Annotated in this window: 23 protein-coding genes; 16 read left to right on the top strand and 7 right to left on the bottom strand. The window is 64.3% G+C overall.

Going from position 1 to position 19,894, the window contains the following annotated elements:
• The first annotated feature begins 16 nt into the window (after positions 1–16).
• The gene (locus N3C64_RS00745; protein ID WP_260010777.1) at positions 17–832 is read left to right on the top strand and encodes a sulfite exporter TauE/SafE family protein; all 816 of its coding nucleotides are present in this window, start codon (positions 17–19) and stop codon (positions 830–832) included.
• Position 833: 1 nt separating this feature from the next.
• Here the strand turns inward: N3C64_RS00745 and mazG are convergent, their stop codons facing one another.
• Entirely contained in the window at positions 834–1,667 is an 834-nt protein-coding gene (gene mazG, locus N3C64_RS00740; protein WP_260010775.1) for a nucleoside triphosphate pyrophosphohydrolase, read from the bottom strand.
• Between the two features lie 64 nt (positions 1,668–1,731).
• On the opposite strand from mazG, the gene N3C64_RS00735 reads away from it, so the two are divergent.
• From N3C64_RS00735 to N3C64_RS00690, 10 genes are all read left to right on the top strand, one after another.
• Positions 1,732–2,895, top strand: coding sequence for a M20 aminoacylase family protein (locus tag N3C64_RS00735; RefSeq protein WP_260010773.1), 1,164 nt, complete (start codon positions 1,732–1,734; stop codon positions 2,893–2,895).
• A 109-nt stretch (positions 2,896–3,004) separates the two neighbouring features.
• Positions 3,005–3,343: a preprotein translocase subunit YajC gene (gene yajC, locus N3C64_RS00730; RefSeq protein WP_218629095.1), complete on the top strand. Its 339-nt coding sequence runs from the start codon at positions 3,005–3,007 to the stop codon at positions 3,341–3,343.
• A 15-nt stretch (positions 3,344–3,358) separates the two neighbouring features.
• Positions 3,359–5,023 carry a protein translocase subunit SecD gene (secD, locus tag N3C64_RS00725; RefSeq protein WP_260010770.1) on the top strand — a complete coding sequence of 555 codons (1,665 nt, stop codon included), beginning with the start codon at positions 3,359–3,361 and terminating at the stop codon, positions 5,021–5,023.
• 12 nt (positions 5,024–5,035) lie between these two features.
• Positions 5,036–6,019, top strand: a complete 984-nt coding sequence (gene secF / locus N3C64_RS00720; protein ID WP_260010768.1) for a protein translocase subunit SecF — start codon at positions 5,036–5,038, stop codon at positions 6,017–6,019.
• Positions 6,006–6,377 (top strand): Mth938-like domain-containing protein, encoded by a 372-nt coding sequence (locus N3C64_RS00715; RefSeq protein ID WP_260010766.1) that lies wholly within the window; start codon positions 6,006–6,008, stop codon positions 6,375–6,377. The genes secF and N3C64_RS00715 overlap by 14 nt, the downstream gene beginning before the upstream one ends.
• The gene (gene ccmA / locus N3C64_RS00710; RefSeq protein WP_218629091.1) at positions 6,374–7,006 is read left to right on the top strand and encodes a heme ABC exporter ATP-binding protein CcmA; all 633 of its coding nucleotides are present in this window, start codon (positions 6,374–6,376) and stop codon (positions 7,004–7,006) included. Before N3C64_RS00715 ends, ccmA begins: the two co-directional genes overlap by 4 nt.
• The gene (gene ccmB / locus N3C64_RS00705) at positions 7,003–7,659 is read left to right on the top strand and encodes a heme exporter protein CcmB (protein ID WP_260010764.1); all 657 of its coding nucleotides are present in this window, start codon (positions 7,003–7,005) and stop codon (positions 7,657–7,659) included. The genes ccmA and ccmB overlap by 4 nt, the downstream gene beginning before the upstream one ends.
• 88 nt (positions 7,660–7,747) lie before the next feature.
• Complete coding sequence (locus N3C64_RS00700; protein WP_218629089.1) at positions 7,748–8,476, top strand: heme ABC transporter permease; 729 nt, start codon at positions 7,748–7,750, stop codon at positions 8,474–8,476.
• Entirely contained in the window at positions 8,473–8,631 is a 159-nt protein-coding gene (gene ccmD, locus N3C64_RS00695; RefSeq protein ID WP_236021058.1) for a heme exporter protein CcmD, read from the top strand. Before N3C64_RS00700 ends, ccmD begins: the two co-directional genes overlap by 4 nt.
• Positions 8,624–9,154 (top strand): DsbE family thiol:disulfide interchange protein, encoded by a 531-nt coding sequence (locus N3C64_RS00690; RefSeq protein ID WP_218629088.1) that lies wholly within the window; start codon positions 8,624–8,626, stop codon positions 9,152–9,154. The genes ccmD and N3C64_RS00690 overlap by 8 nt, the downstream gene beginning before the upstream one ends.
• Before the next feature lie 2 nt (positions 9,155–9,156).
• Here N3C64_RS00690 and N3C64_RS00685 read toward each other — a convergent pair whose 3' ends face one another.
• Together N3C64_RS00685 and hpt are read right to left on the bottom strand one after the other, a co-directional pair.
• Positions 9,157–9,333: a hypothetical protein gene (locus N3C64_RS00685; RefSeq protein WP_218629087.1), complete on the bottom strand. Its 177-nt coding sequence runs from the start codon at positions 9,331–9,333 to the stop codon at positions 9,157–9,159.
• Entirely contained in the window at positions 9,330–9,881 is a 552-nt protein-coding gene (gene hpt / locus N3C64_RS00680; protein ID WP_218629086.1) for a hypoxanthine phosphoribosyltransferase, read from the bottom strand. Before hpt ends, N3C64_RS00685 begins: the two co-directional genes overlap by 4 nt.
• Before the next feature lie 84 nt (positions 9,882–9,965).
• Between hpt and N3C64_RS00675 the strand changes: the two genes are divergently transcribed.
• Positions 9,966–10,427, top strand: coding sequence for a type II toxin-antitoxin system RatA family toxin (locus tag N3C64_RS00675; protein WP_218629085.1), 462 nt, complete (start codon positions 9,966–9,968; stop codon positions 10,425–10,427).
• A 50-nt stretch (positions 10,428–10,477) separates the two neighbouring features.
• On the opposite strand, the gene N3C64_RS00670 is transcribed toward N3C64_RS00675, so the two are convergent.
• The 4 genes from N3C64_RS00670 to N3C64_RS00655 all read right to left on the bottom strand — a co-directional run bounded on the left by N3C64_RS00670 (position 10,478) and on the right by N3C64_RS00655 (position 13,915).
• Positions 10,478–11,656 (bottom strand): ammonium transporter, encoded by a 1,179-nt coding sequence (locus N3C64_RS00670; protein ID WP_218629084.1) that lies wholly within the window; start codon positions 11,654–11,656, stop codon positions 10,478–10,480.
• Positions 11,657–11,815: 159 nt separating this feature from the next.
• Complete coding sequence (locus N3C64_RS00665; protein ID WP_260010761.1) at positions 11,816–12,292, bottom strand: CinA family protein; 477 nt, start codon at positions 12,290–12,292, stop codon at positions 11,816–11,818.
• A complete protein-coding gene (locus N3C64_RS00660) occupies positions 12,292–12,774 on the bottom strand; it encodes a phosphatidylglycerophosphatase A family protein (RefSeq protein ID WP_260010759.1) in 483 nt (160 codons plus the stop codon). The genes N3C64_RS00665 and N3C64_RS00660 overlap by 1 nt, the downstream gene beginning before the upstream one ends.
• Before the next feature lies 1 nt (position 12,775).
• The gene (locus tag N3C64_RS00655; RefSeq protein WP_260010757.1) at positions 12,776–13,915 is read right to left on the bottom strand and encodes a bifunctional 2-C-methyl-D-erythritol 4-phosphate cytidylyltransferase/2-C-methyl-D-erythritol 2,4-cyclodiphosphate synthase; all 1,140 of its coding nucleotides are present in this window, start codon (positions 13,913–13,915) and stop codon (positions 12,776–12,778) included.
• Between the two features lie 222 nt (positions 13,916–14,137).
• Between N3C64_RS00655 and dusB the strand changes: the two genes are divergently transcribed.
• The 4 genes from dusB (at position 14,138) to N3C64_RS00635 (ending at position 19,893) form a co-directional block, all read left to right on the top strand.
• Positions 14,138–15,112: a tRNA dihydrouridine synthase DusB gene (dusB, locus tag N3C64_RS00650; RefSeq protein ID WP_260010755.1), complete on the top strand. Its 975-nt coding sequence runs from the start codon at positions 14,138–14,140 to the stop codon at positions 15,110–15,112.
• A complete protein-coding gene (locus N3C64_RS00645) occupies positions 15,109–16,176 on the top strand; it encodes a two-component system sensor histidine kinase NtrB (protein ID WP_260010751.1) in 1,068 nt (355 codons plus the stop codon). The genes dusB and N3C64_RS00645 overlap by 4 nt, the downstream gene beginning before the upstream one ends.
• 3 nt (positions 16,177–16,179) lie before the next feature.
• Positions 16,180–17,550, top strand: a complete 1,371-nt coding sequence (locus N3C64_RS00640) for a response regulator (RefSeq protein WP_260010749.1) — start codon at positions 16,180–16,182, stop codon at positions 17,548–17,550.
• Positions 17,551–17,619: 69 nt separating this feature from the next.
• On the top strand, positions 17,620–19,893 hold the full coding sequence (locus N3C64_RS00635; RefSeq protein WP_260010746.1) for a sensor histidine kinase NtrY-like: 2,274 nt from the start codon (positions 17,620–17,622) through the stop codon (positions 19,891–19,893).
• Position 19,894 lies beyond the last annotated feature (1 nt).

Here is a 19,894-nt window from a genome sequence, read left to right as displayed (position 1 = left end):
GACAGGAGGGCCTAGGATGACCCATATGGAAACTTTGCTGCCGCTGATCGCGATCCTGATCGCGGTGGGCGCCTTCGCGGGCGTTCTGGCCGGGCTTCTGGGCGTGGGCGGCGGGATCGTGCTGGTTCCGGCCTTCTTTTACCTGTTCGGCGGGCTTGGCTATGGCTCGGACCAGCTGATGCAGGTCTGCGTCGCGACGTCGCTTGCGACGATCATCGTCACCTCGGCGCGCTCGGTCATGGCGCACAATCGCAAGGGCGCGGTGGACTGGACGATCCTCAAGCAATGGGCGCCGCCGATCGCAATCGGGGCCGTTGTCGGCGTGCTCGTGGTGGCGCAATTGCGCACGCAGACACTGCAAATCATCTTCGGCGTGATGCTGGTTCTGATCGCGCTTTACATGATGCTCGGCAAGGCGAGCTGGCGGCTATCGGATCATTTGCCGGGGCTTGGGTTTCGGGTCTGGTTCGGGCCTCTGATGGGCTTCATCTCTGTGCTTCTGGGGATCGGGGGTGGCTCGATCGGCACGCCGATGCTGACGCTGCACGGGGTTCCGATCCATCGCGCGGTTGCGACCTCGGCGGGCTTCGGCATCACGATTGCGCTGCCTTCGGCTATCGCCTTCCTGCTGACCCCCGTGGCCACCGCACCGCCTTACAGCGTGGGCGCGGTGAACATTCCGGCGTTTCTTGTGGTGATCGCCACGACGACGATCACCGCCCCCTGGGGCGCCGCGCTGGCGCACCGGCTGGACCCCAAGCTCCTGCGTCAGGTCTTTGCCGCCTTCCTGATCCTTGTGGCGCTGAACATGCTGCGCAAGGCGCTGCTCTAGGTCACTTCAGGCCGCGCGCCTTCGCGTCGTTCCACAGCGCGTCCATCTCGGCCAGATCGCTGTCGGCGGGGGCTTTGCCGAGTTTACGAAGCTCACTTTCAATATGAGCGAAACGGCGGGTGAACTTGCCGTTGGTCGCGCGCAGGGCGGCCTCGGGGTCGATCCCGAGGTGGCGGCCAAGGTTCACCATCACGAAGAGCAGATCGCCATATTCCTCGGCGATCTCGTCGGCGCCAAGGGTCGTGCGTGCCTCGTTCAGCTCCTGCGCCTCTTCGACGATCTTGTCGATCACCTCAGCGGTTGAGGGCCAGTCAAACCCCACCCGCGCAGCGCGCCTTTGCAGCTTGAGCGCGCGGGTCAGCGCGGGCAGGCCAAGGGCCACGCCATCAAGCACACCGCGCTCATCCTTGCCCGCGCGTTCGGCGGCCTTGATCTTTTCCCAGTCCTCGGTCTGCTGCTCGGCCGATTTGTCGCGACTTTCCGCGCCGAAAACATGCGGGTGGCGCGAGACCATCTTGTCGTTGATCGACTTCAGCACACCGAGAATGTCGAAATGCCCGGCTTCGCCCGCCATCTGCGCGTGATAGACGACCTGCAGGGCCAGATCGCCCAACTCGCCCTGCAACTCACCCCAGGCGCGGCGCTCGATCGCGTCGGCGACCTCATGCGCCTCTTCGATCGTGTAGGGGGCGATCGTGTCGAAATCCTGCTCAATATCCCAGGGGCAGCCCGTTTGCGGATCGCGCAGGCACTCCATGATGGCCACAAGCCGCGCAAACTGGTCCCGCACATCGCCTGTTTCGTCGAATATGATCAAATCCGTCGGTTTGGGCATTGCGCTCGCCTTCGTGTTGGAGTCTTCTTCGGTCAGTATCGCTTCCCAACCCGCAGAGTCCACCATGCCCGTGATCAACCGCATTGCCGCCCTTGCCCCCGAGATGACCGAGTGGCGTCGCTACCTGCACCAGCATCCCGAGCTTGAGTTCGATCTGCCCGTGACCTCGGGCTTCGTGGCCGATCGGCTGCGCGAATTCGGCGTAGACGAGATTCACGAAGGGATCGCCACCTCGGGGATCGTGGCTTTGATCAAGGGCCGCGCGCCGGGGCCGGTGATCGGCCTGCGCGCCGATATGGATGCGCTGCCCATTGATGAGGTTACGGGGGCCGAGCACGCCTCGCTCAATCCCGGGAAGATGCATGCTTGCGGCCATGACGGGCATACGACGATGCTTCTGGGCGCCGCGAAATACCTGGCCGAGACGCGCAACTTCGCGGGCACTGTGGCGCTTCTGTTCCAGCCCGCCGAAGAGGATGGCGGCGGCGGTGAAGTGATGGTGAAGGAAGGCGTGATGGATCGCTTCGGGATCGAGCAGGTCTATGGCATCCACAATGCGCCCAACGTGCCCTTCGGCCATTTCCACACAACGCAGGGGCCGCTGATGGCGGCAGTTGACACCGCTTGGGTCACTGTGCGCGGCAAGGGCGGCCATGGTGCAACCCCGCATGAATGCGTCGATCCCATCGTGGCGATCACCGGAATGGTCGGCGCGCTGCAAACCATCGTCAGCCGCAACGCCTTCGCGATGGATGAGCTGGTTATCTCGGTGACGCAGATCCACGTCGGCACCGCCAACAACATCATCCCCGAAGAGGGCTGGTTCTGCGCCACGATCCGCTCGTTCCACCCCGAGGTGCGAGATCTGGCCGAGCGGCGATTCCGCGAGATCGTCGAGGGCCACGCCGCGGCCTATGGTGTTGCGGTCGAGATCGACTACGACCGGGGCTACCCGCCCACCGTGAATGACGCCGCCAAAGCCCGTTTCGCCGCCGAGGTCGCGCGCGAGATCGCCGGGGCCGACGCGGTGCTGGACGACGCCGGGCGCGAAATGGGGGCCGAGGATTTCTCCTACATGCTCGAGGCACGCCCCGGCGCCTACCTCTTCCTTGGCACCGGGCCGGGGCCGGGGCTGCACCACCCGGCCTATGATTTCAACGACGAGATCGCGCCGGTCGGAGCGAGCTTTTTCGTGCGTCTGGTCGAGCGCGCGCTGCCGGTCGCGTGACGTCGGCGTGATGGACCCCGTCGCGCCTTGCCAAGCCGGGGGGCGGCGGCTAGGGTGCGCGCCGAAAACCGGGGGCATGACCCCCAGGCCCTAACGAGAGGACCACAAGATGTTCGCAACCCCCGCTTTTGCTCAGGCCGCAGGCGCTCCGGCCGGTGGCGCTGCCGCTTTCAGCCAGTTCCTGCCGCTGATCCTGATCTTCGTAATCATGTATTTCATGCTCATTCGCCCGCAGCAGAAGCGCGCGAAAGAGCACAAGGCGATGGTCGAGGCGCTGCGCCGTGGCGATCAGGTCGTCACCCAGGGCGGCATCATCGGCAAGGTGACCCATGTGCGCGAAGACGGCGAGCTTGAGGTCGAGATTGCGCCGAACGTCAAGGTGCGCGTGATCAAATCGACCGTCGTGCAGGTTCTTTCGAAAACCGAACCGGCTGCTAACGCCGGTTAATCAAGGCTCGCCGCCATGCTACAGATTCCGCTCTGGAAGCGCGTTGTCATCATTGGTCTTTGCCTTCTGGGGCTGGCCATGGCGGCGCCGAACCTGTTTTACCCGCGCGTCGAGGCGCATAACGATGCCGTCAAGGCCTTCACCGATTCCGGGGCCATGACCGATGCGCAGGCTGCGGCCAGGGCTGGCTGGCCGGATTGGCTGCCCTCGGGGCTGGTCAATCTCGGCCTCGATCTGCGTGGCGGCGCGCATCTTCTGGCCGAAGTGAAGGTCGAAGAGGTCTACAAGGCGCGCATGGATTCGCTCTGGCCCGAGGCGCGCAGGGCGCTTGCAGCCGAGCGCGCCACCATCGGCGCCGTGCGCCGCGCGCCCTCGCCCGATGACGAGTTGCGCATCCAGATCGGCGAGCCGTCGCAAATTGCCCGCGCGGTCGAGATCGCGCGAACGCTGGCAAGCCCGGTGGTGACGCTGACCGGGGTCGGTCAGAACGACATCGAAGTGACGGGGCAGGGCGACACTATCGTCATCCGTCTGAGCGAGGTCGAGCGCGTCGCGACCGACGACCGCACCATGCAGCAGTCGCTTGAAATCGTGCGCCGTCGCGTGGACGCCGCCGGTACGCGTGAACCGACCATCGTGCGTCAGGGCACTGACCGCATCCTGATCGAGGTGCCCGGTATCGGCTCGGCCGCCGAATTGAAGGCGCTGATCGGCACCACCGCCAAGCTGACCTTCCAGCCGGTGATCAGCCGTGGCTCGAACCCCGACGCCAACCCCGGCTCGGGCAACGAGATCCTGCCTGCCGCCGATGAGCAGGGCGTCTACTACGTGCTCGACAAGGTTCCGGTCGTGACCGGGGATGAACTGACCGACGCACGCCCCGACACCGACCAGAACGGCTATCCCGCCGTGGCCTTCCGCTTCAACGCCACCGGCGCGCGGTCTTTCGGCGATTACACCGCCAACCATATCGGCGAGCCCTTCGCCATCGTCCTTGACGGCAAGGTGATCTCGGCGCCGACGATCCAGGCGCATATCGCGGGCGGCTCGGGCATCATCACCGGGCGCTTCAGCGTGCAGGAGGCAACCGATCTTGCGCTGCTGTTGCGTGCGGGTGCGCTGCCGGCGGGCATGACCTTCCTTGAAGAACGCACCGTCGGCCCAGAGCTTGGGCAGGACTCGATCGACGCGGGCCGTGTGGCTGCGATGGTTGGGCTTGTAGCCGTCGTGGGGTTCATGGTCGCGTCTTACGGGCTGTTCGGCGTCTTTGCGTCGATTGCGCTCTTGATCAACATCGCACTGATCTTTGGTTTCATGTCGATGATCAGCGCCACGCTGACGCTTCCCGGTATCGCGGGCATCGTGTTGACCATGGGCACCGCGGTCGATGCCAACGTGCTGGTCTTCGAGCGTATCCGCGAGGAGATGCGCAGCGCCAAGGGCCCTGCGCGTGCCATCGAGCTTGGCTATGAAAAGGCCATGTCGGCGATCGTGGACGCGAACGTGACCACCTTCATCACCGGTCTGATCCTGTTCGTGCTGGGTGCGGGTCCGGTGCGCGGCTTTGCTGTGACGCTGCTGATCGGCATCGTGACCTCGGTCTTCACCGCGATCTGGGTGACACGTCTCATGGTCACGCTGTGGTTCGCCCGGCGTCGTCCGAAACAACTGGTTCTGTAAGGAGAGCGCGTCATGGCATTCCGGCTCAAACTCGTTCCCGATCACACCAATTTTGACTTCTTCAAATACCAGTGGGCGACCTTCGGTTTCTCGGTGTTCCTGGTCGTGGCCTCGATCATCGTTTCGGTGGTGATGGGGCTCAACTTCGGTATCGACTTCAAGGGTGGCACCACGATCCGCACCGAGTCGGTTCAGCCGTTGGACGTCGCGGCCTACCGCGGCGCTCTGCAGCCACTTGATATGGGCGATGTGGCCATCACCCAGGTCTTCGATCCGAACTTCCGAGACGATCAGCACGTCGCCTCGATCCGCGTTCAGGCGCAGGAGGGTGATGAGGCCATCACCCCCGAGGTCATCGGCCAGATCGAAGCCGCACTGAAAACCGTTGACCCCGAGGTCAAGTTCATCTCGACCGAATCCGTAGGCCCCAAGGTCTCGGGTGAGCTGATCTGGACGGCTATCTGGTCGATCCTGGGTGCTACGGCCGCGATCCTGATCTATGTCTGGTTGCGGTTCGAATGGCAGTTCGCTGTCGGGGCCGTCGCCGCGCTTGTGCATGACGTGACCGTGACCGTCGGGATCTTCTCGCTTTTCCAGATCAAGTTCGACCTGACGATCATCGCCGCGCTTCTGACGATCCTGGGCTATTCGATCAACGACACAGTCGTCGTGTTTGACCGCCTGCGTGAGAACCTGATCAAGTACAAGACCATGCCGCTGCGCGAGGTGATGAACGTTTCGGTCAACGAGACCCTGTCGCGCACCGTGTTGACGGCGGGCACCACGCTGCTTGCGCTGATCGCGCTTCTGGTTCTCGGCGGCGACGTGATCCGTGGCTTTGTCTTCGCGATGACCTGGGGCGTGATCATCGGCACCTATTCGTCGGTCTATGTCGCCAAGAACATCGTTCTGTTCCTGGGGATCGATCGCGACAAGAAGCCAGCCGATCCGTCTGCCAAGTTCTTCACCGAGGGGACTGCTGATGCCGATAACTGAGGCCGAATACGGCGCCTCACTGCCGGTGGATGGCTACGGTCCGGGGTTCTTCCGGGTCGCGGGGCAGGTGTATTGGGGCGGGATCGTCGTCGAGGCGGGCAGCGTCACGCCCTGGGCCGGATATGACGAGCGCGTGCCGCTCCTGGCCCTTTCGGGAAAGGTCGATGTGCTGTTCGTCGGCACCGGCTCCGAGATTGCCTTCCTGCCCAAGGACTTCGTGCGCGAGCTTGAGGCCGTGGGCGTGATGTGCGAGCCGATGGCAACCCCCTCGGCCGCACGCACCTACAATGTGCTTCTGTCCGAGGGCCGCCGCGTGGCCGCAGCGCTTATCGCGATGCCCGAAGGCGGCGCCGGATGACCCTGCTGGCTGTCGAGAACCTGACCGTGACGCGCGGCGGGCTGCCTGTGCTTGAGGGGCTTGGATTCACGCTTGCGGCAGGCCATGCGCTGGTTCTGCGCGGCCCCAATGGGATCGGCAAGACGACGCTGCTGCGCACCCTTGCCGGACTGCAACCGGCGTTGACGGGCTCGATCTCTATCCCGCCCGAGACGATGGCCTATGCGGCCCATGCCGACGGGCTGAAATCCACGCTCAGCGTGACCGAGAACCTGCGCTTCTGGGCGTCGGTCTATGGCACCGGCCCGATCGACCATGCGCTTGACCGGATGAACCTGCGCCAGTTGGCCGAACGCCCGGCGATGAGCCTGTCTGCCGGGCAAAAGCGCCGTCTGGGCCTTGCGCGGCTGCTGGTGACCGGGCGCCCGGTCTGGGTTCTCGATGAGCCGACTGTGTCGCTCGACGCGGCCTCGGTTGCGCTTTTTGCCGATGCGGTGCGCGATCATCTTGCCAAGGGCGGGGCTGCACTGATGGCGACGCATATCGATCTTGGGTTGCATGAGGCCGCCGTGCTCGATCTTACCCCCTTCAAGGCGCTCCCTCCCGAGGAGGGCGGCTACAAGGGCTCGTTCGACGAGGCTTTCACATGATCGCGCTGTTGCTTCGGGATTTGCGGCTTGCGGTGCGGGCAGGGGGCGGCTTTGGCCTCGGCCTCGCGTTCTTTCTGATCGTGGTGACGCTGGTGCCCTTTGGCGTCGGCCCCGAGGGCAACGTGCTGGCGCGCATCGCGACGGGCGTGCTCTGGCTTGGCGCCTTGTTGGCCTGCCTGCTCTCGCTCGACCGGATCTTCGCGCTGGATTTTGAGGATGGTTCGCTCGACCTGCTGGCCACGGCTCCGGTTCCGCTGGAGGGAGTTGTGACGATCAAGGCGCTCGCCCATTGGATCACGACGGGCCTGCCTCTGGTTCTTGCGGCGCCGGTCTTTGGCGTGCTGCTGCACCTGCCGGGGCCAGCCTATTTCTGGCTTGTAGTATCACTGCTCCTTGGCACGCCTGCGCTGTCGGTGCTGGGGGCTTTCGGTGCGGCGCTGACGGTGGGTCTCAAGCGCGGGGGGCTTTTGCTGTCGCTGCTGGTGCTGCCGCTTTATGTGCCCACGCTGATTTTTGGCGCCGAGCTGGTCAGGCGCGGCGCCTCGGGCATGGATACGCAGATGCCGCTTTTGATGCTCGCCGGGATCACGGCTGCAACGATCGCGGTGGTGCCTTTTGCCTCGGCTGCGGCGATCCGGGTGAATCTTCGCTAGCTTGACCCTCGTCAATCTGCCGCGTTGCATTTCGTGGCAAACGCAATAGTGACTTGAGCGCGAACGAACAGGAAAGTAGCAAGACCCAATGTCGATCTGGGAATACGCCAACCCCGTCAAATTCATGAAGACCTCGTCCCTCGTTCTGCCGTGGGTGACGGGGCTTGCCGCGGTCTGTCTTGTCGTGGGGCTCTACTGGGGCTTCTTCCTGACGCCCGAGGCCGAGAATTTCAAGCAATCCGTCAAGGTGATCTACGTCCACGTGCCCTCGGCGATGATGGCGATCAACATCTGGGTGATGATGCTGGTGACCTCGCTGATCTGGCTGATCCGGCGCCACCACGTTTCGGCGCTGGCGGCCAAGGCCGCGGCGCCCATCGGCCTTGTGATGACCTTCATCGCGCTGGTGACCGGTGCGATCTGGGGCCAGCCGATGTGGGGCACCTGGTGGGAGTGGGATCCGCGCCTGACCTCGTTCCTGATCTTGTTCCTGTTCTACCTGGGCTATATCGCGCTGTGGGAAGCCATCGACAATCCCGACACGGCTGCCGATCTGACCGGCGTTCTTTGTCTTGTTGGTTCGGTCTTCGCGATCCTCAGCCGCTATGCCGTGAACTTCTGGAACCAAGGCCTGCATCAGGGCGCGACGCTCTCGCTCGACAAGGAAGAGAATATCTCGGATGTCTACTGGTTCCCGCTTCTGCTGTGTATTGCGGGGTTCGTTCTGTTCTTTGTCGCGCTACTACTGCTGCGCACCCGTACCGAGATCCGCGCGCGCCGTCTGAAGGCGCTTGAGCAGAGGGAGCGCATGGCATGATACCTGATCTGGGAAAATATGCGGCCACGGTGATCTTTTCCTACGTCGGGACGATCCTGCCGATGGCGGTTCTGGTGGCACTGACCCTTTGGCGGGGCAGCAAAGTCAAACAGGCGCTCAAGCGCCAGGAAGAACGGATGAAGAAAAATGGCTAAGCCATTGATGTTTCTGCCGCCGGTGATCTTTGCAGCTCTCGCGGGCATGTTCGTCTGGGGGATGAGCCGCGAAGATCCCAAGCAGCTTCCTTCTGCACTGGCGGGCAAGGACGCGCCGCCCGTACAGTTGACGCCGATGGCGGGTTTTGAGCCCTTCACCGATGCTGACCTGCGCGATGGCGAGATCAAGCTTGTGAACTTCTGGGCGTCGTGGTGCGCGCCCTGCCGGGTCGAGCATCCGAACCTTGAGGCGCTGTCGAAGGATGGCGTGACGGTTCTGGGCGTGAACTACAAGGATGAGCCCGACAATGCCCTGGGATTCCTGGAAGAACTCGGCAACCCTTACGCCCGCATCGGCGCGGATCGCGCGGGCCGCATGGCGCTCGACTGGGGCGTCTACGGCGTGCCCGAGACTTTCGTGGTCGATGGCGAGGGCAAGGTGATCTTCCGCTTTGCGGGCCCCGTCACGCAGCGCGTCATCGACGAGCGGCTCGCACCGCTTCTGGCGGGTGAGGGCGAGTAAGATCAGGGCAGGCGGCGGGACGGGCGCTCCATCTGTGCCCAGTCGGGCCATAGCCCGGCCCATTCCAGCCCGACGATCGCGATCACGATCAGCGCGACCGCAAGAACGATCCGGAGCCTGCGCTTGGAGGGTGGATGCCGAACCCAGTTCGACATCCGCACCAGCCAGATCAGGTTCATGCCTTGGTTTCTTCGGTAAAGGTAACCTTGCCGATGAAGGGCAGATTGCGGTGGCCCTGCGCGAAATCGAGGCCGTAGCCCACGACGAACTCATCGGGGATTTCAAAGCCGGTCCAGGTGGCGCGCACCTCGACCTCGCGCCGCGACGGCTTGTCGAGCATGGCGCAGCACTCGATCCGGCGCGGGCCGCGGTCACGCAGCAGTTCCATCACCTTCGAGATCGTGTGGCCGGTATCGACGATATCCTCGACCACCAGCACATCGCGCCCGCCGATATTGCCGCGCAGGTCTTTCAGGATGCGCACCTCGCGCGATGAGGTCGTCTCGTTGCCGTAGCTCGAGGCTTCGAGGAAATCGACCTCGCAGGGCAGGTCGATCTCGCGGATGAGGTCAGCGATGAACACGAAGGAGCCGCGCAGCAGGCCCACAACGACAAGACGGTCGGTTCCCTTGAAGCTTTGCGTGATTTCCTCGGCCAGCGCCTCGACGCGCGCGGCGATACGCTTGGCGGAGATCATCTGATCAATCACATAGGGGCGTTGCGACATCCGGTAACTCCTCGGATCGGGGCCTTGAACACTTGCCCGCTTTATCGCAACAAGGGGCGAAAGGGAACCTTGGGAAGGAGCGCCATGCCGACACATTCCGAAAAGCGCGTCATGCCTTATTCGGCGCGCCAGATGTATGATCTGGTTTCGGATGTGGCTCGCTACCCGGAGTTCCTGCCGTGGAACTCGGCGGCGCGTGTGCGCTCTCGCAAGCCGGGGCCCGAGCCGGGGTCGGAGGTGATCGAGGCCGACCTGGTGATCTCGTTCAAGGTGTTCCGCGAACGCTTCGGCTCGCGCGCGACGCTGCACCCCGAGGAAAACCGCGTCGAGGTCGAGTATCTCGACGGGCCGTTCAAGTATCTCAAGAGCTGGTGGCAATTTGCCGACCGCCCCGAGGGCGGCTGCAATGTCGAGTTTTTCGTGGATTTCGAATTCCGCAACGCGATCTTGCAAAAGGTCATCGGCGTGGTCTTCGACGAGGCGATGCGCCGCATCGTGCGGGCCTTCGAAGAGCGCGCCATATCGCTGTATGGCAAGGGCGCCTGATCCCCGCGCCAGAAAAAGGCCGCCCAGTGGGCAGCCTTCTTCGTTTCAGATCACGAGTTCATATCGTAGGCGCGCTCGCCATGGGTCGAAAGGTCGAGGCCGTTTGTCTCGGCTTCCTTGTCCACGCGCATCGGGAAGATCAGCGCGACGCCCTTGGCAATGACCCAGGTCAGCGCCAGCGTATAGACGCCAACCATCACCAGCGCGCCCAGTTGCGCAACATAGCTGCCATGGCCGAACACGGCGACCATGATGGTGCCGAAGATGCCGCCCACGCCATGCACGGCGAAGACGTCAAGCGTATCGTCGATGCGGATGCGCTCGCGGATCAGGACGACGGCTTCCTGACACAGGATGCCCGCGACGGTGCCGATAACCAGCGCCTCCAGCGGGCCAACGAAGCCCGAGGCCGGCGTGATCGAGGCAAGGCCCGCGATGGTGCCGGTCACGATACCCACCAGCGACGAGCGGCCGAACTTGATGCGCTCCCACGCGGCCCAACTGAGCGAAGCCGCCGCCGCCGAGATATGCGTCACGGTGATCGCCATCGCTGCACCGCCATCGGCGGCAAGCTGCGAGCCGCCGTTGAAGCCGAACCAGCCGACCCAGAGCAGCCCCGCGCCCATGGAGACCATGCCGGGGTTATGCGGCGGGGTGGTGCGGTGACGGCGCGGGCCGATCATGATGGCCAGCAGCAGCGCGGCCAGAGCGGCGGTCTCGTGCACGACGATGCCGCCTGCGAAGTCGCGCGTGCCGACCTCACCCCAGATGCCGCCGTCCGACATGATGCCGCCACCCCAGATCCAGTGGGTCACCGGCGCATAGACAAGGAACATCCACAGGGCCGAGAACAGCATGACGAAGGCGAAGTTCACACGCTCGACAAAGGCGCCGATGATGAGCGCGGGGGTGATGATCGCGAAGGTCATCTGGAAGGCGAAGAACAAGATCTCGGGCAGGGTGCCCTTGAGCGTGTCCGGGCCGACACCCAGCATCCCGAAGCGCGCAAGCCCGCCCCACCAGGCATTCGCCTCGCCAAAGGCGATGGAATAGCCGCCAAGCAGCCACAGCACACTCATCAGCGCGGCCAGCCCGAAGCACTGCATGAAGATCGAGAGCACGTTGCGCGCGCGCACCAGCCCCCCATAGAACAGCGCCAGCCCCGGCAGCGTCATCAGCAGCACCAGCGCCGTCGCAACCATGATCCAGGCGGTATCAGCCCCATTCATCCGCGAATCCTCCTTCGTTCGTCCCTGAACGGGCTGGAGCATGGCGGCTGGGGTCAGAAAAGAGGCAATGCCCGTCGCGAGGCGCTCAAAATTGATGCGATCACCAGAACGCCCAAGGATTAGGCGCTTTGGGCGGTCTGGTGGCAAACGATAGGCAGTTCACGAACCCTGCTTCAGCGCAGCGGCAAGCAACCCAAGCGCGTGATTTCTTGCGCCAAGACGCACATTCGCTCGGCCGATCGCGCCGAACTCGATCGTCTCGACGCGTGTTTGAAGGCCGCGCTGCGCAAGCCCAAAGCAAACCCGGCCCTCGGGTTTGAACTCGGACCCGCCGGGGCCGGCAATGCCGGTGATCGACACGGCCAGATCGGCCTGCGAATGGGCAAGCACGCCCTCGGCCATCTCGCGGGCGACCTCCTCGGAGACGGCGCCATGGGCACTCAGGCTGGTCTCGGTCACGCCGAGCATCTCTTGCTTGGCGAGGTTCGAATAGGTGACGAAGCCGCGCTCGAACACGTCGGAAGAGCCGGGAATGTCGGTCAGCGCAGCGGCGACCATGCCGCCTGTGCAGCTTTCGGCAGTGGCGATGCGCAGGCCCTTGGCGCGGGCCGCGGCAAGGATCTCCTCGGGGCTCATCACAGCATCACCCCGTGATAGAGCCCGGCCAGAACCAGCGTCACGAGGCCCGCGAAGAGGCCCGCCCAGAGGTCGTCAAGCATCACGCCCGCCGCATCGCCGCGCCGGTCGGCACGCCCGACCAGCCAGGGCTTGGTGATGTCGAACAGGCGAAACAGCACAAAGGCCGCCACGGCGCCGGGCCAGACCATCGGCATATCGCGCATCCAGAACCCCGCCGCCGGGAAGAGCAGGGCGAGCCACTGGCCCGCGACCTCGTCGATCACAATCTCCGAGGGGTCCTCGCCGGGCCGGTCGCGTAGCTCCTCGCCCACGGTATAGAATCCAAGCGCCGTCACCGCGATGGTCGCGACCACCAGCGGGATGAAGCCTAGGTATCGCTCGATCCCCCAGCCCACGGCCAGCGCCGCCAGCGATCCCCAGGTGCCCGGCGCGGGGCGCAGCAGCCCGGTATAGAAGAAGGTGTTGATGAAGCGCAGCATCTCAGTCTCCGATCAGGGTCGCGGTGGCGATGGCGGCGATGCCTTCTTCGCGACCGGTGAACCCGAGCCGCTCGGAGGTGGTGGCCTTGACCGAGATCCGATCGGGCGCAAGGCCTATGATCCGTGCGAGCTCAGCCGCCATCGCCAGCGCATGCGGGCCGATCTTGGGCCGCTCGCAGATCAGCGTAACGTCGGCGTTAGAAATCCGGTAGCCCTTGGAGGCCGCGAGCTTCACCGCATGGTCGAGGAATATCCACGATGCCGCGCCTTTCCACTGAGGGTCCGAGGGCGGGAAGTGCCGCCCGATATCGCCCTCGGCCAGCGCGCCATAGATCGCATCGGTCAGTGCGTGCATCCCGACGTCGGCGTCGGAATGGCCCAGCAGGCCCTTGGAGTGCGGAACCTTGACCCCGCAGAGGATAACATGGTCGCCCTCGCAAAAGGCGTGGACATCGTAGCCATTGCCCAGACGGACATCCATGGCGCGCTCCTTTCGTGACCGAAGAACCGCCGCAGCGCGGGTGAAATCTTCGGGGTAGGTGATCTTGAGATTGTCGTCCGAGCCCGCAACGATCTGCACCGGCAGGCCCGCCGCGCGCGCGACCTCGACGTCGTCGGCGGCATCGCCGCCATGGGCGCGGTGCGCGGCCAGAATATCGCCAAAGCGAAAGCCCTGCGGGGTTTGCGCGCGCCACAGCCCTTCGCGCGATTGGGTGCCCGCGACTTCGCCGTCAACCCCACGCCAGAGCGCGTCCGAGACCGGCAGCGCGGGGGCAGCGGCGGGGCCAGCATCCAGCGCGGCAAGCACACGGTCGATAACCTCGGCGGAGATCAGGGGGCGTGCGCCGTCGTGGATCAGAACCTTGCTGATCCCGCTGCCATCAAGCGCCTCAAGCGCATTGCGCACGCTTTCGGCCCGGCTGGCGCCACCCGCAACCAGAGTGACACCGCCCCCAAAGAGCGCAACGCCGCGCGCCATGTCATCGGGATGCAGCACCACGAGGATACGCCCGACGCCCGCAAAGGCCGCGACGGTATGTGACAGGACGGGGCGGCCGAGCAGGTCGCGCCACTGTTTGGGCTCGTCGCCCCCGGCGCGGGTGCCGCGGCCCGCCGCCACGATGATCACTGCAACCGACATCGTGCCTCCTCGGTGCGGTCGGGAACTTCTGCCTCAGGCTTAGGTCATGCGCGCGCCTGGTGCAATCCGCGCCTTGCATGGCAGCTTTGTGACAAAAACAGAGGGGGTTTCGCACAATAATTAAGCGTGTGCGTATTTTTGACGCCTTTTGCGCTCGGTCAGAATTGTGATTCCCCGGCGGAGCCTATAGTTCGAAGCTATTCCAGACGACAGGAAGCGCTTGTGAGCATCGCCATTGATCAATGCCGCCTCGATCCGCCGGTTCTGCTGGCGCCGATGGCGGGTATCACCGATTTGCCGTTTCGCCGGATGGTGGCGCGTTTCGGCGCGGGGCTTGTCGTCTCCGAGATGGTCGCCTCGGGCGAGATGCTGACGGCTAAACCCTCGGTCCGAGCCAAGGCGCGTAGCGAGTTAGGGCTGGACTTGCCCTGTTCGGTGCAACTTGCGGGGCGCGAGGCCGAGCCGATGGCCGAGGCTGCGCGCATCGTGGCCGACATGGGCGCGAGAATCATCGACATCAACATGGGCTGCCCGGCGAAGAAAGTGACGGGTGGGGCCTCGGGCGCGGCCCTGATGCGCGACCCCGATCACGCGCTGCGCTTGATTGACGCGGTCGCCGGGGCGGTCGAGGTGCCGGTCACGCTCAAGATGCGGCTTGGCTGGGATGACGAGACCCGCAACGCTGCCGACATAGCGCGGCGCGCGGAAAACGCGGGCGTGCGGATGATCGTCATCCATGGCCGCACCCGGATGCAGTTTTACCGTGGCGAGGCCGACTGGCGCGCGATCAGCGAGGTGGTCGAGGCGGTGAAGGTGCCGGTGATCGCCAATGGCGATATCATCGATACCGCCAGCGCGCGCATGGCCCTTGCGCAAAGCGGCGCGGCGGGTGTCATGGTCGGGCGCGGTGCGCAGGGGGCGCCGTGGCGGCTGGCGCAGATTGCGCATGATATTCACGGCACGGCGGCACCGACGATCCCGATGGGTAGTGATCTCGTCGATCTCATTTCCGAGCATTACGAGGCCATACTGGCCTTTTACGGCCGCGATATCGGGCTGCGCCTCGCGCGCAAGCATCTGGGCTGGTACGCCGATCAGGCCGAGGCGCCGCTGCGCGCCGAGATGATGGTGTCGCAAAGCCCCGAGGCGACGCTTGCGCTGATCCGCTCGGCTTTCGGCGAAAGGTACGCGGCATGAACCTGCCTCCTCCCGGTATCATCTGGAACTCGCTGCCCATTCCGGCGCTGCTGATCGACGAGACCGATCGCGTGGCCGAGGTAAACCCGGCGGCGGAGCTTTTCCTGAACCTCTCGGCGCGGTCGCTGCGCGGCCAGTCTGTTCTGGAACGCCTCGCGATTGCCGCGCCGCTCGAGGAGATATTTGCGCGGGTGCGCAACAACCGCGCCTCGCTTTTCGTCAACGATGTGGACGTGACCACGGGCGAGAAGGCCCCGGTGCAGTGCAACCTTCAGGTCGCGCCTATCGGGGAAGACCCGAACTCGATCCTGATGCTGATCAGCCCGCGCGAGATCGCCGACCGCTTGGGCCGGGCGAGCATGGTGAAATCGGCGGCGCGCTCGGCCATCGGCATGGCCGAGATGCTGGCGCATGAGATCAAGAACCCGCTTGCCGGTATCGCGGGCGCGGCACAGCTGCTTAGCATGGGCCTGTCTGGCGAAGACCTCGAACTGACCGACCTGATCGTGGACGAGACGCGGCGGATCGTGAAGCTGCTTGAGCAGGTCGAGCAATTCGGCAACGTCCGCCCGCCGGAGAAGAAGTCGGTCAATATCCACGATATCCTCGACCGTGCGCGCAAGTCGGCTGCCGTGGGCTTTGGTGCGCATATGACGATCACCGAGGATTACGACCCCTCGCTGCCCTCAACGCTTGGCGATGCCGACCAACTGACGCAGGTCTTCCTGAACCTGCTCAAGAACGCGGCCGAGGCCTCCAAAGGTGCCGGGACGATACGCATTCACACCTTCTACGACTATTCCTTGCGTCTGCGCCGCGCCGATGGGGGCGGTCAGTCGGTGCCGTTGCAGGTCGAGATCATGGACGACGGCCCCGGCATTCCGCCCGATATCGCGAACTCGATCTTCGAGCCTTTCGTATCGGGCCGCGAGAACGGCACGGGGCTTGGACTCGCGCTTGTTTCAAAGATCATTTCCGAGCACGACGGCTGGATCAGCCTGGATTCCGTGCCCGGTCGCACCGTGTTCCGCGTTTCACTGCCTGTCGCGCCGAAGGAGACCTGACCGATGGACGGCACCGTTCTTGTTGCTGATGACGACCGCACGATCCGCACCGTGCTTACGCAGGCCCTGACCCGCGCAGGCTGCAAGGTTCATGCCACCGCCTCGCTTGTCACGCTGATGCGTTGGGTCGAGGAGGGGAAGGGCGATCTGGTCATCTCGGATGTCATGATGCCTGACGGAAACGGGCTGGAGGCCCTGCCGCGCATTGCGCAGGAACGTCCGGGCCTGCCGGTGATCGTGATCTCGGCGCAGAACACGATCATGACGGCGATCCAGGCGGCCGAGGCTGACGCCTATGACTATCTGCCCAAGCCCTTCGATCTGCCCGATCTGATGAAACGCGCAGCCCGTGCGCTGGACCAAAAGCGTAAGGCGCAGGTCGTGAGCAAGACCGCCGAGCCGCGCACCGAGGGCGGAGATCTGCCGCTGGTGGGTCGCACCGCCGGGATGCAGGCGCTTTATCGCCTTGTCGCGCGGGTGATGAATGCCGATCTGCCGGTTCTGATCCTTGGCGAAAGCGGTACGGGTAAATCGCTGATCGCCCGCGCCATCCATGACTTTTCCGACCGGCGCACGCTGCCCTTCGTGGTTGCGCAAGCGGCCGATCTTCAGGGCGCCGATGGCCCCTCGACGCTGCTGGCGAAAGCCAAGAGCGGCAGCCTCGTGTTCGATGAGGTCGGCGATTACGACGAAGAGACGCAGGGCCGCATCGTGCGCATGCTCGATGCGCTGCCCGATTCCGCGCCGCGCATCATGGCGACGACACAGGTCGATCTGGGCGCGCTGATGGAGGCCGGCAAGTTCCGGCAAGACCTGTTCTATCGCATCGGCGGTGTAACACTTGCGGTTCCCAGCCTGCGCGAGCGGGTCGAGGATATCCCGCTGCTGGCAGAGCATTTCCTTGCCCGTGCCGAACGCGACGGGCTTGGCGTGCGGCGCTTTTCGTCCGAGGCGATGGCGCTCGTGCGCGCCTATGCCTGGCCGGGCAACGTGCGTCAGCTGGAAAACACCATTCGCCGACTGGTCGTTACCTCGTCCGAAGAAGAGATCACCCGCTCCGAGGTCGAGTTCGTGCTTGGCAACCAACCCGCGATCGAGCCGCTGCGCCAGATCGGCGAGGGGGAGAAACTCTCGGCCTCTATCGCGCGGCACCTGCGGCGCTACTTCGATCTGCATGGCGGCAACCTTCCGGCGCCGGGGCTTTATGACCGGATCTTGCGGGAAATGGAGGCCCCTCTGATCGAAATCGCGCTGGATGCGACGGGTGGAAATCAGGCCAGATGTGCTGATCTTCTCGGCATCAACCGCAATACTTTGCGCAAGAAGATCACGGATCTGGATATTCAGGTGACACGCCGCCGCAAGCTGATGTAAACCTGCAACAGGGATTTGTGGCAATTCCGCCTGCCGGATTCGACGCAAATTCATGGACCGGGGGAAGTCTTGCGAACCGTCGCGCATCGTACCGCATGGGATCAACTTGTGCGCCTCAGGCGTCAACGGCGTTTTCAGAACGCGGTGACGCTTGGGTTGGTCGTGCTCGGGCCGGTGTTGGCGCTGGCGACCTTCTTCGTCATGGGTCCGATGGGGCAGGGCGCGGATTCGACCGCACTGCGGCTGATCCTTCTGGCGGACTTCATCTACTTCCTGCTGCTGGCCGGGCTGATCGTGATGCGATTGGTGCAGATGCTGGCGGCGCGGCGGGCGCGGGCCTCCGGCTCGCGGCTGACGCTGCGCCTGACGGGGGTGTTCGCCGGGATCGCACTGGTCCCGACCGTGCTGGTCGCGCTGTTCGCGGGCCTGACGGTGAATATCGGCCTTGAGGGCTGGTTCTCCGACCGGGTGCGCGAGGTGGTCGGCACCTCGCTAACGGCGGCTGAGGCCTATCAGGAGGAGCACCGCGGTGATCTGGTGCAGGACGCCGAGGCGCTGGCCATCTTCCTCAACCAGCGCCGACAGGCCGCAACCTTCATGTCGGACGGCGATCTGCGCGAGTTTCTTGTAGCGGGCCAAAGCGCGATCCAGCGCGGCCTGAAGGAAGCCTATATCATCGACGGCGCGGGCGAGATTGTCGCCCGCGGCGAGCGCAGCTACCTGTTCGACTACGAGGAACCCGCACCGGAACGTCTTGTCGAGTCGCAAAAGAACGCCGTTGTTCTGATCGAAGACTGGGACAACAGCGAGTTTCGCGCGCTGATCCAGCTGAGCGCCTTCGTCGACCGCTATCTATACGTGTCGCGCACGGTGGATGGCGATATCCTCTCGCTACTCGACAACACGCGCGAAACGGTGCGGCTTTACCAACAGCTTGAGGCCACGCGCGGGCGGGTGCTGTTCGAGTTCGGCCTTGTCTATATCGGCTTCGCTCTGATCCTGATCCTCGCCGCGGTCTGGTTGGGGTTGTGGTTCGCCGAGCGCCTCTCGCGCCCGATCGGGCGCCTTGCGGCGGCGGCCGAACGTGTCGGCGCGGGCGATCTGGACGCGCAGGTGATCGAGGCAGAGGGCGACGATGAGATCGCGACGCTCGGCGCTGCTTTCAACCGCATGACCCGGCAACTCAAGGGGCAGCGCACGGCACTGGTTGAGAACCACCGTGCGACCGAGGAAAGCCGACGCCTGTTCGACTCGGTTCTGTCTTCGGTTACTTCCGGGGTCATCGGCCTTGATGCCGAAGGACGGGTGGATTTCATCAACCGCTCGGCTCTGCGCCTGCTGGAGATGTCGCAATCCGAGGATCATGACCGAACACTGACCGAAGCTGTTCCAGAGTTCTCGCATCTTTTCAACCGCTTGCGCGAAGGAATTCAAGAGGTTGTGCAGGAGGAGGTACGGGTCTCTCGCGGTGGCCGGCTTGAAAGCCTGTTGGTTCGTGTTGCGGTTCGGCGTGGCGACGATGGCGCGCCCGAAGGCTATGTGGTGGCGTTTGATGATGTGACCGAACTGGTCTCGGCGCAGCGCATGGCTGCCTGGGGGGATGTCGCGCGGCGCATCGCACATGAAATCAAGAACCCGCTGACGCCGATCCAACTGTCGGCCGAGCGCATCAAGCGTAAATTCGGACGCCTGACCGAGGGAGAGGATGCAGAGGCTCTTGATCAGTTGACTGGAGTTATCATTCGCCAAACCAATGACTTGCGGCGCATTGTTGATGAATTCTCGCGCTTCGCGCGGATGCCCGAACCCGACCGGCGCGACCATGATCTGGCGCATCTGATGCGTGACGCGGTGCTGCTGCAAGACGGCGCGTTGCACGGTGCGCGGCTGGTGGCCGATCTGCCGCAAGAGCCGGTGATTGTGGAGCTCGACGCCACGATGATCTCGCAGGCCGTAACCAACCTGATCAAGAATGCGGGTGAAGCCATCGAAAGCCTGTATGAAAAAGGTGCGCCAGAGGGTTATGATCCAGAGGTACGCGTGAGCATGGAGGCCACGCCCGCGCAGGTCACCATCCGCATCGCCGATAACGGCATTGGCCTGCCGCCCGAGCGGACGCGCCTGTTCGAGCCCTACGTAACGACGCGGGCGAAAGGCACCGGGTTGGGGCTTTCCATCGTGAAGAAGATCATTGAAGAACACGGCGGGACGCTTGTCCTGACCGATGCGCCCGCGTTTTCAGAGGGTGCTCATCCCGGCGCACTTGCCGAAATAAGACTGCCGCGCGCCCGTGCGGCCAATAGATCCATCAAGGAGCGGGGAATCGAGCCCCCGGTGAATTGAG

It is taken from the genome of Sedimentimonas flavescens, from assembly GCF_025154035.1.
GTDB classification, from domain to species: Bacteria; Pseudomonadota; Alphaproteobacteria; order Rhodobacterales; family Rhodobacteraceae; genus Rhodobacter; species Rhodobacter flavescens.
The sequence above is the reverse complement of the archived record's forward strand: the minus strand, read 5'-3'. Positions and strand labels throughout refer to the sequence as shown.

Coding starts and splice junctions, on each gene's coding strand:
- N3C64_RS00745 (WP_260010777.1), top strand. CDS start 17: ATGACCCATATGGAAACTTTGCTGCCGCTGATCGCGATCCTGATCGCG.
- mazG (WP_260010775.1), bottom strand. CDS start 1,667: ATGCCCAAACCGACGGATTTGATCATATTCGACGAAACAGGCGATGTG.
- N3C64_RS00735 (WP_260010773.1), top strand. CDS start 1,732: ATGCCCGTGATCAACCGCATTGCCGCCCTTGCCCCCGAGATGACCGAG.
- yajC (WP_218629095.1), top strand. CDS start 3,005: ATGTTCGCAACCCCCGCTTTTGCTCAGGCCGCAGGCGCTCCGGCCGGT.
- secD (WP_260010770.1), top strand. CDS start 3,359: ATGCTACAGATTCCGCTCTGGAAGCGCGTTGTCATCATTGGTCTTTGC.
- secF (WP_260010768.1), top strand. CDS start 5,036: ATGGCATTCCGGCTCAAACTCGTTCCCGATCACACCAATTTTGACTTC.
- N3C64_RS00715 (WP_260010766.1), top strand. CDS start 6,006: ATGCCGATAACTGAGGCCGAATACGGCGCCTCACTGCCGGTGGATGGC.
- ccmA (WP_218629091.1), top strand. CDS start 6,374: ATGACCCTGCTGGCTGTCGAGAACCTGACCGTGACGCGCGGCGGGCTG.
- ccmB (WP_260010764.1), top strand. CDS start 7,003: ATGATCGCGCTGTTGCTTCGGGATTTGCGGCTTGCGGTGCGGGCAGGG.
- N3C64_RS00700 (WP_218629089.1), top strand. CDS start 7,748: ATGTCGATCTGGGAATACGCCAACCCCGTCAAATTCATGAAGACCTCG.
- ccmD (WP_236021058.1), top strand. CDS start 8,473: ATGATACCTGATCTGGGAAAATATGCGGCCACGGTGATCTTTTCCTAC.
- N3C64_RS00690 (WP_218629088.1), top strand. CDS start 8,624: ATGGCTAAGCCATTGATGTTTCTGCCGCCGGTGATCTTTGCAGCTCTC.
- N3C64_RS00685 (WP_218629087.1), bottom strand. CDS start 9,333: ATGAACCTGATCTGGCTGGTGCGGATGTCGAACTGGGTTCGGCATCCA.
- hpt (WP_218629086.1), bottom strand. CDS start 9,881: ATGTCGCAACGCCCCTATGTGATTGATCAGATGATCTCCGCCAAGCGT.
- N3C64_RS00675 (WP_218629085.1), top strand. CDS start 9,966: ATGCCGACACATTCCGAAAAGCGCGTCATGCCTTATTCGGCGCGCCAG.
- N3C64_RS00670 (WP_218629084.1), bottom strand. CDS start 11,656: ATGAATGGGGCTGATACCGCCTGGATCATGGTTGCGACGGCGCTGGTG.
- N3C64_RS00665 (WP_260010761.1), bottom strand. CDS start 12,292: ATGAGCCCCGAGGAGATCCTTGCCGCGGCCCGCGCCAAGGGCCTGCGC.
- N3C64_RS00660 (WP_260010759.1), bottom strand. CDS start 12,774: ATGCTGCGCTTCATCAACACCTTCTTCTATACCGGGCTGCTGCGCCCC.
- N3C64_RS00655 (WP_260010757.1), bottom strand. CDS start 13,915: ATGTCGGTTGCAGTGATCATCGTGGCGGCGGGCCGCGGCACCCGCGCC.
- N3C64_RS00645 (WP_260010751.1), top strand. CDS start 15,109: ATGAACCTGCCTCCTCCCGGTATCATCTGGAACTCGCTGCCCATTCCG.
- N3C64_RS00640 (WP_260010749.1), top strand. CDS start 16,180: ATGGACGGCACCGTTCTTGTTGCTGATGACGACCGCACGATCCGCACC.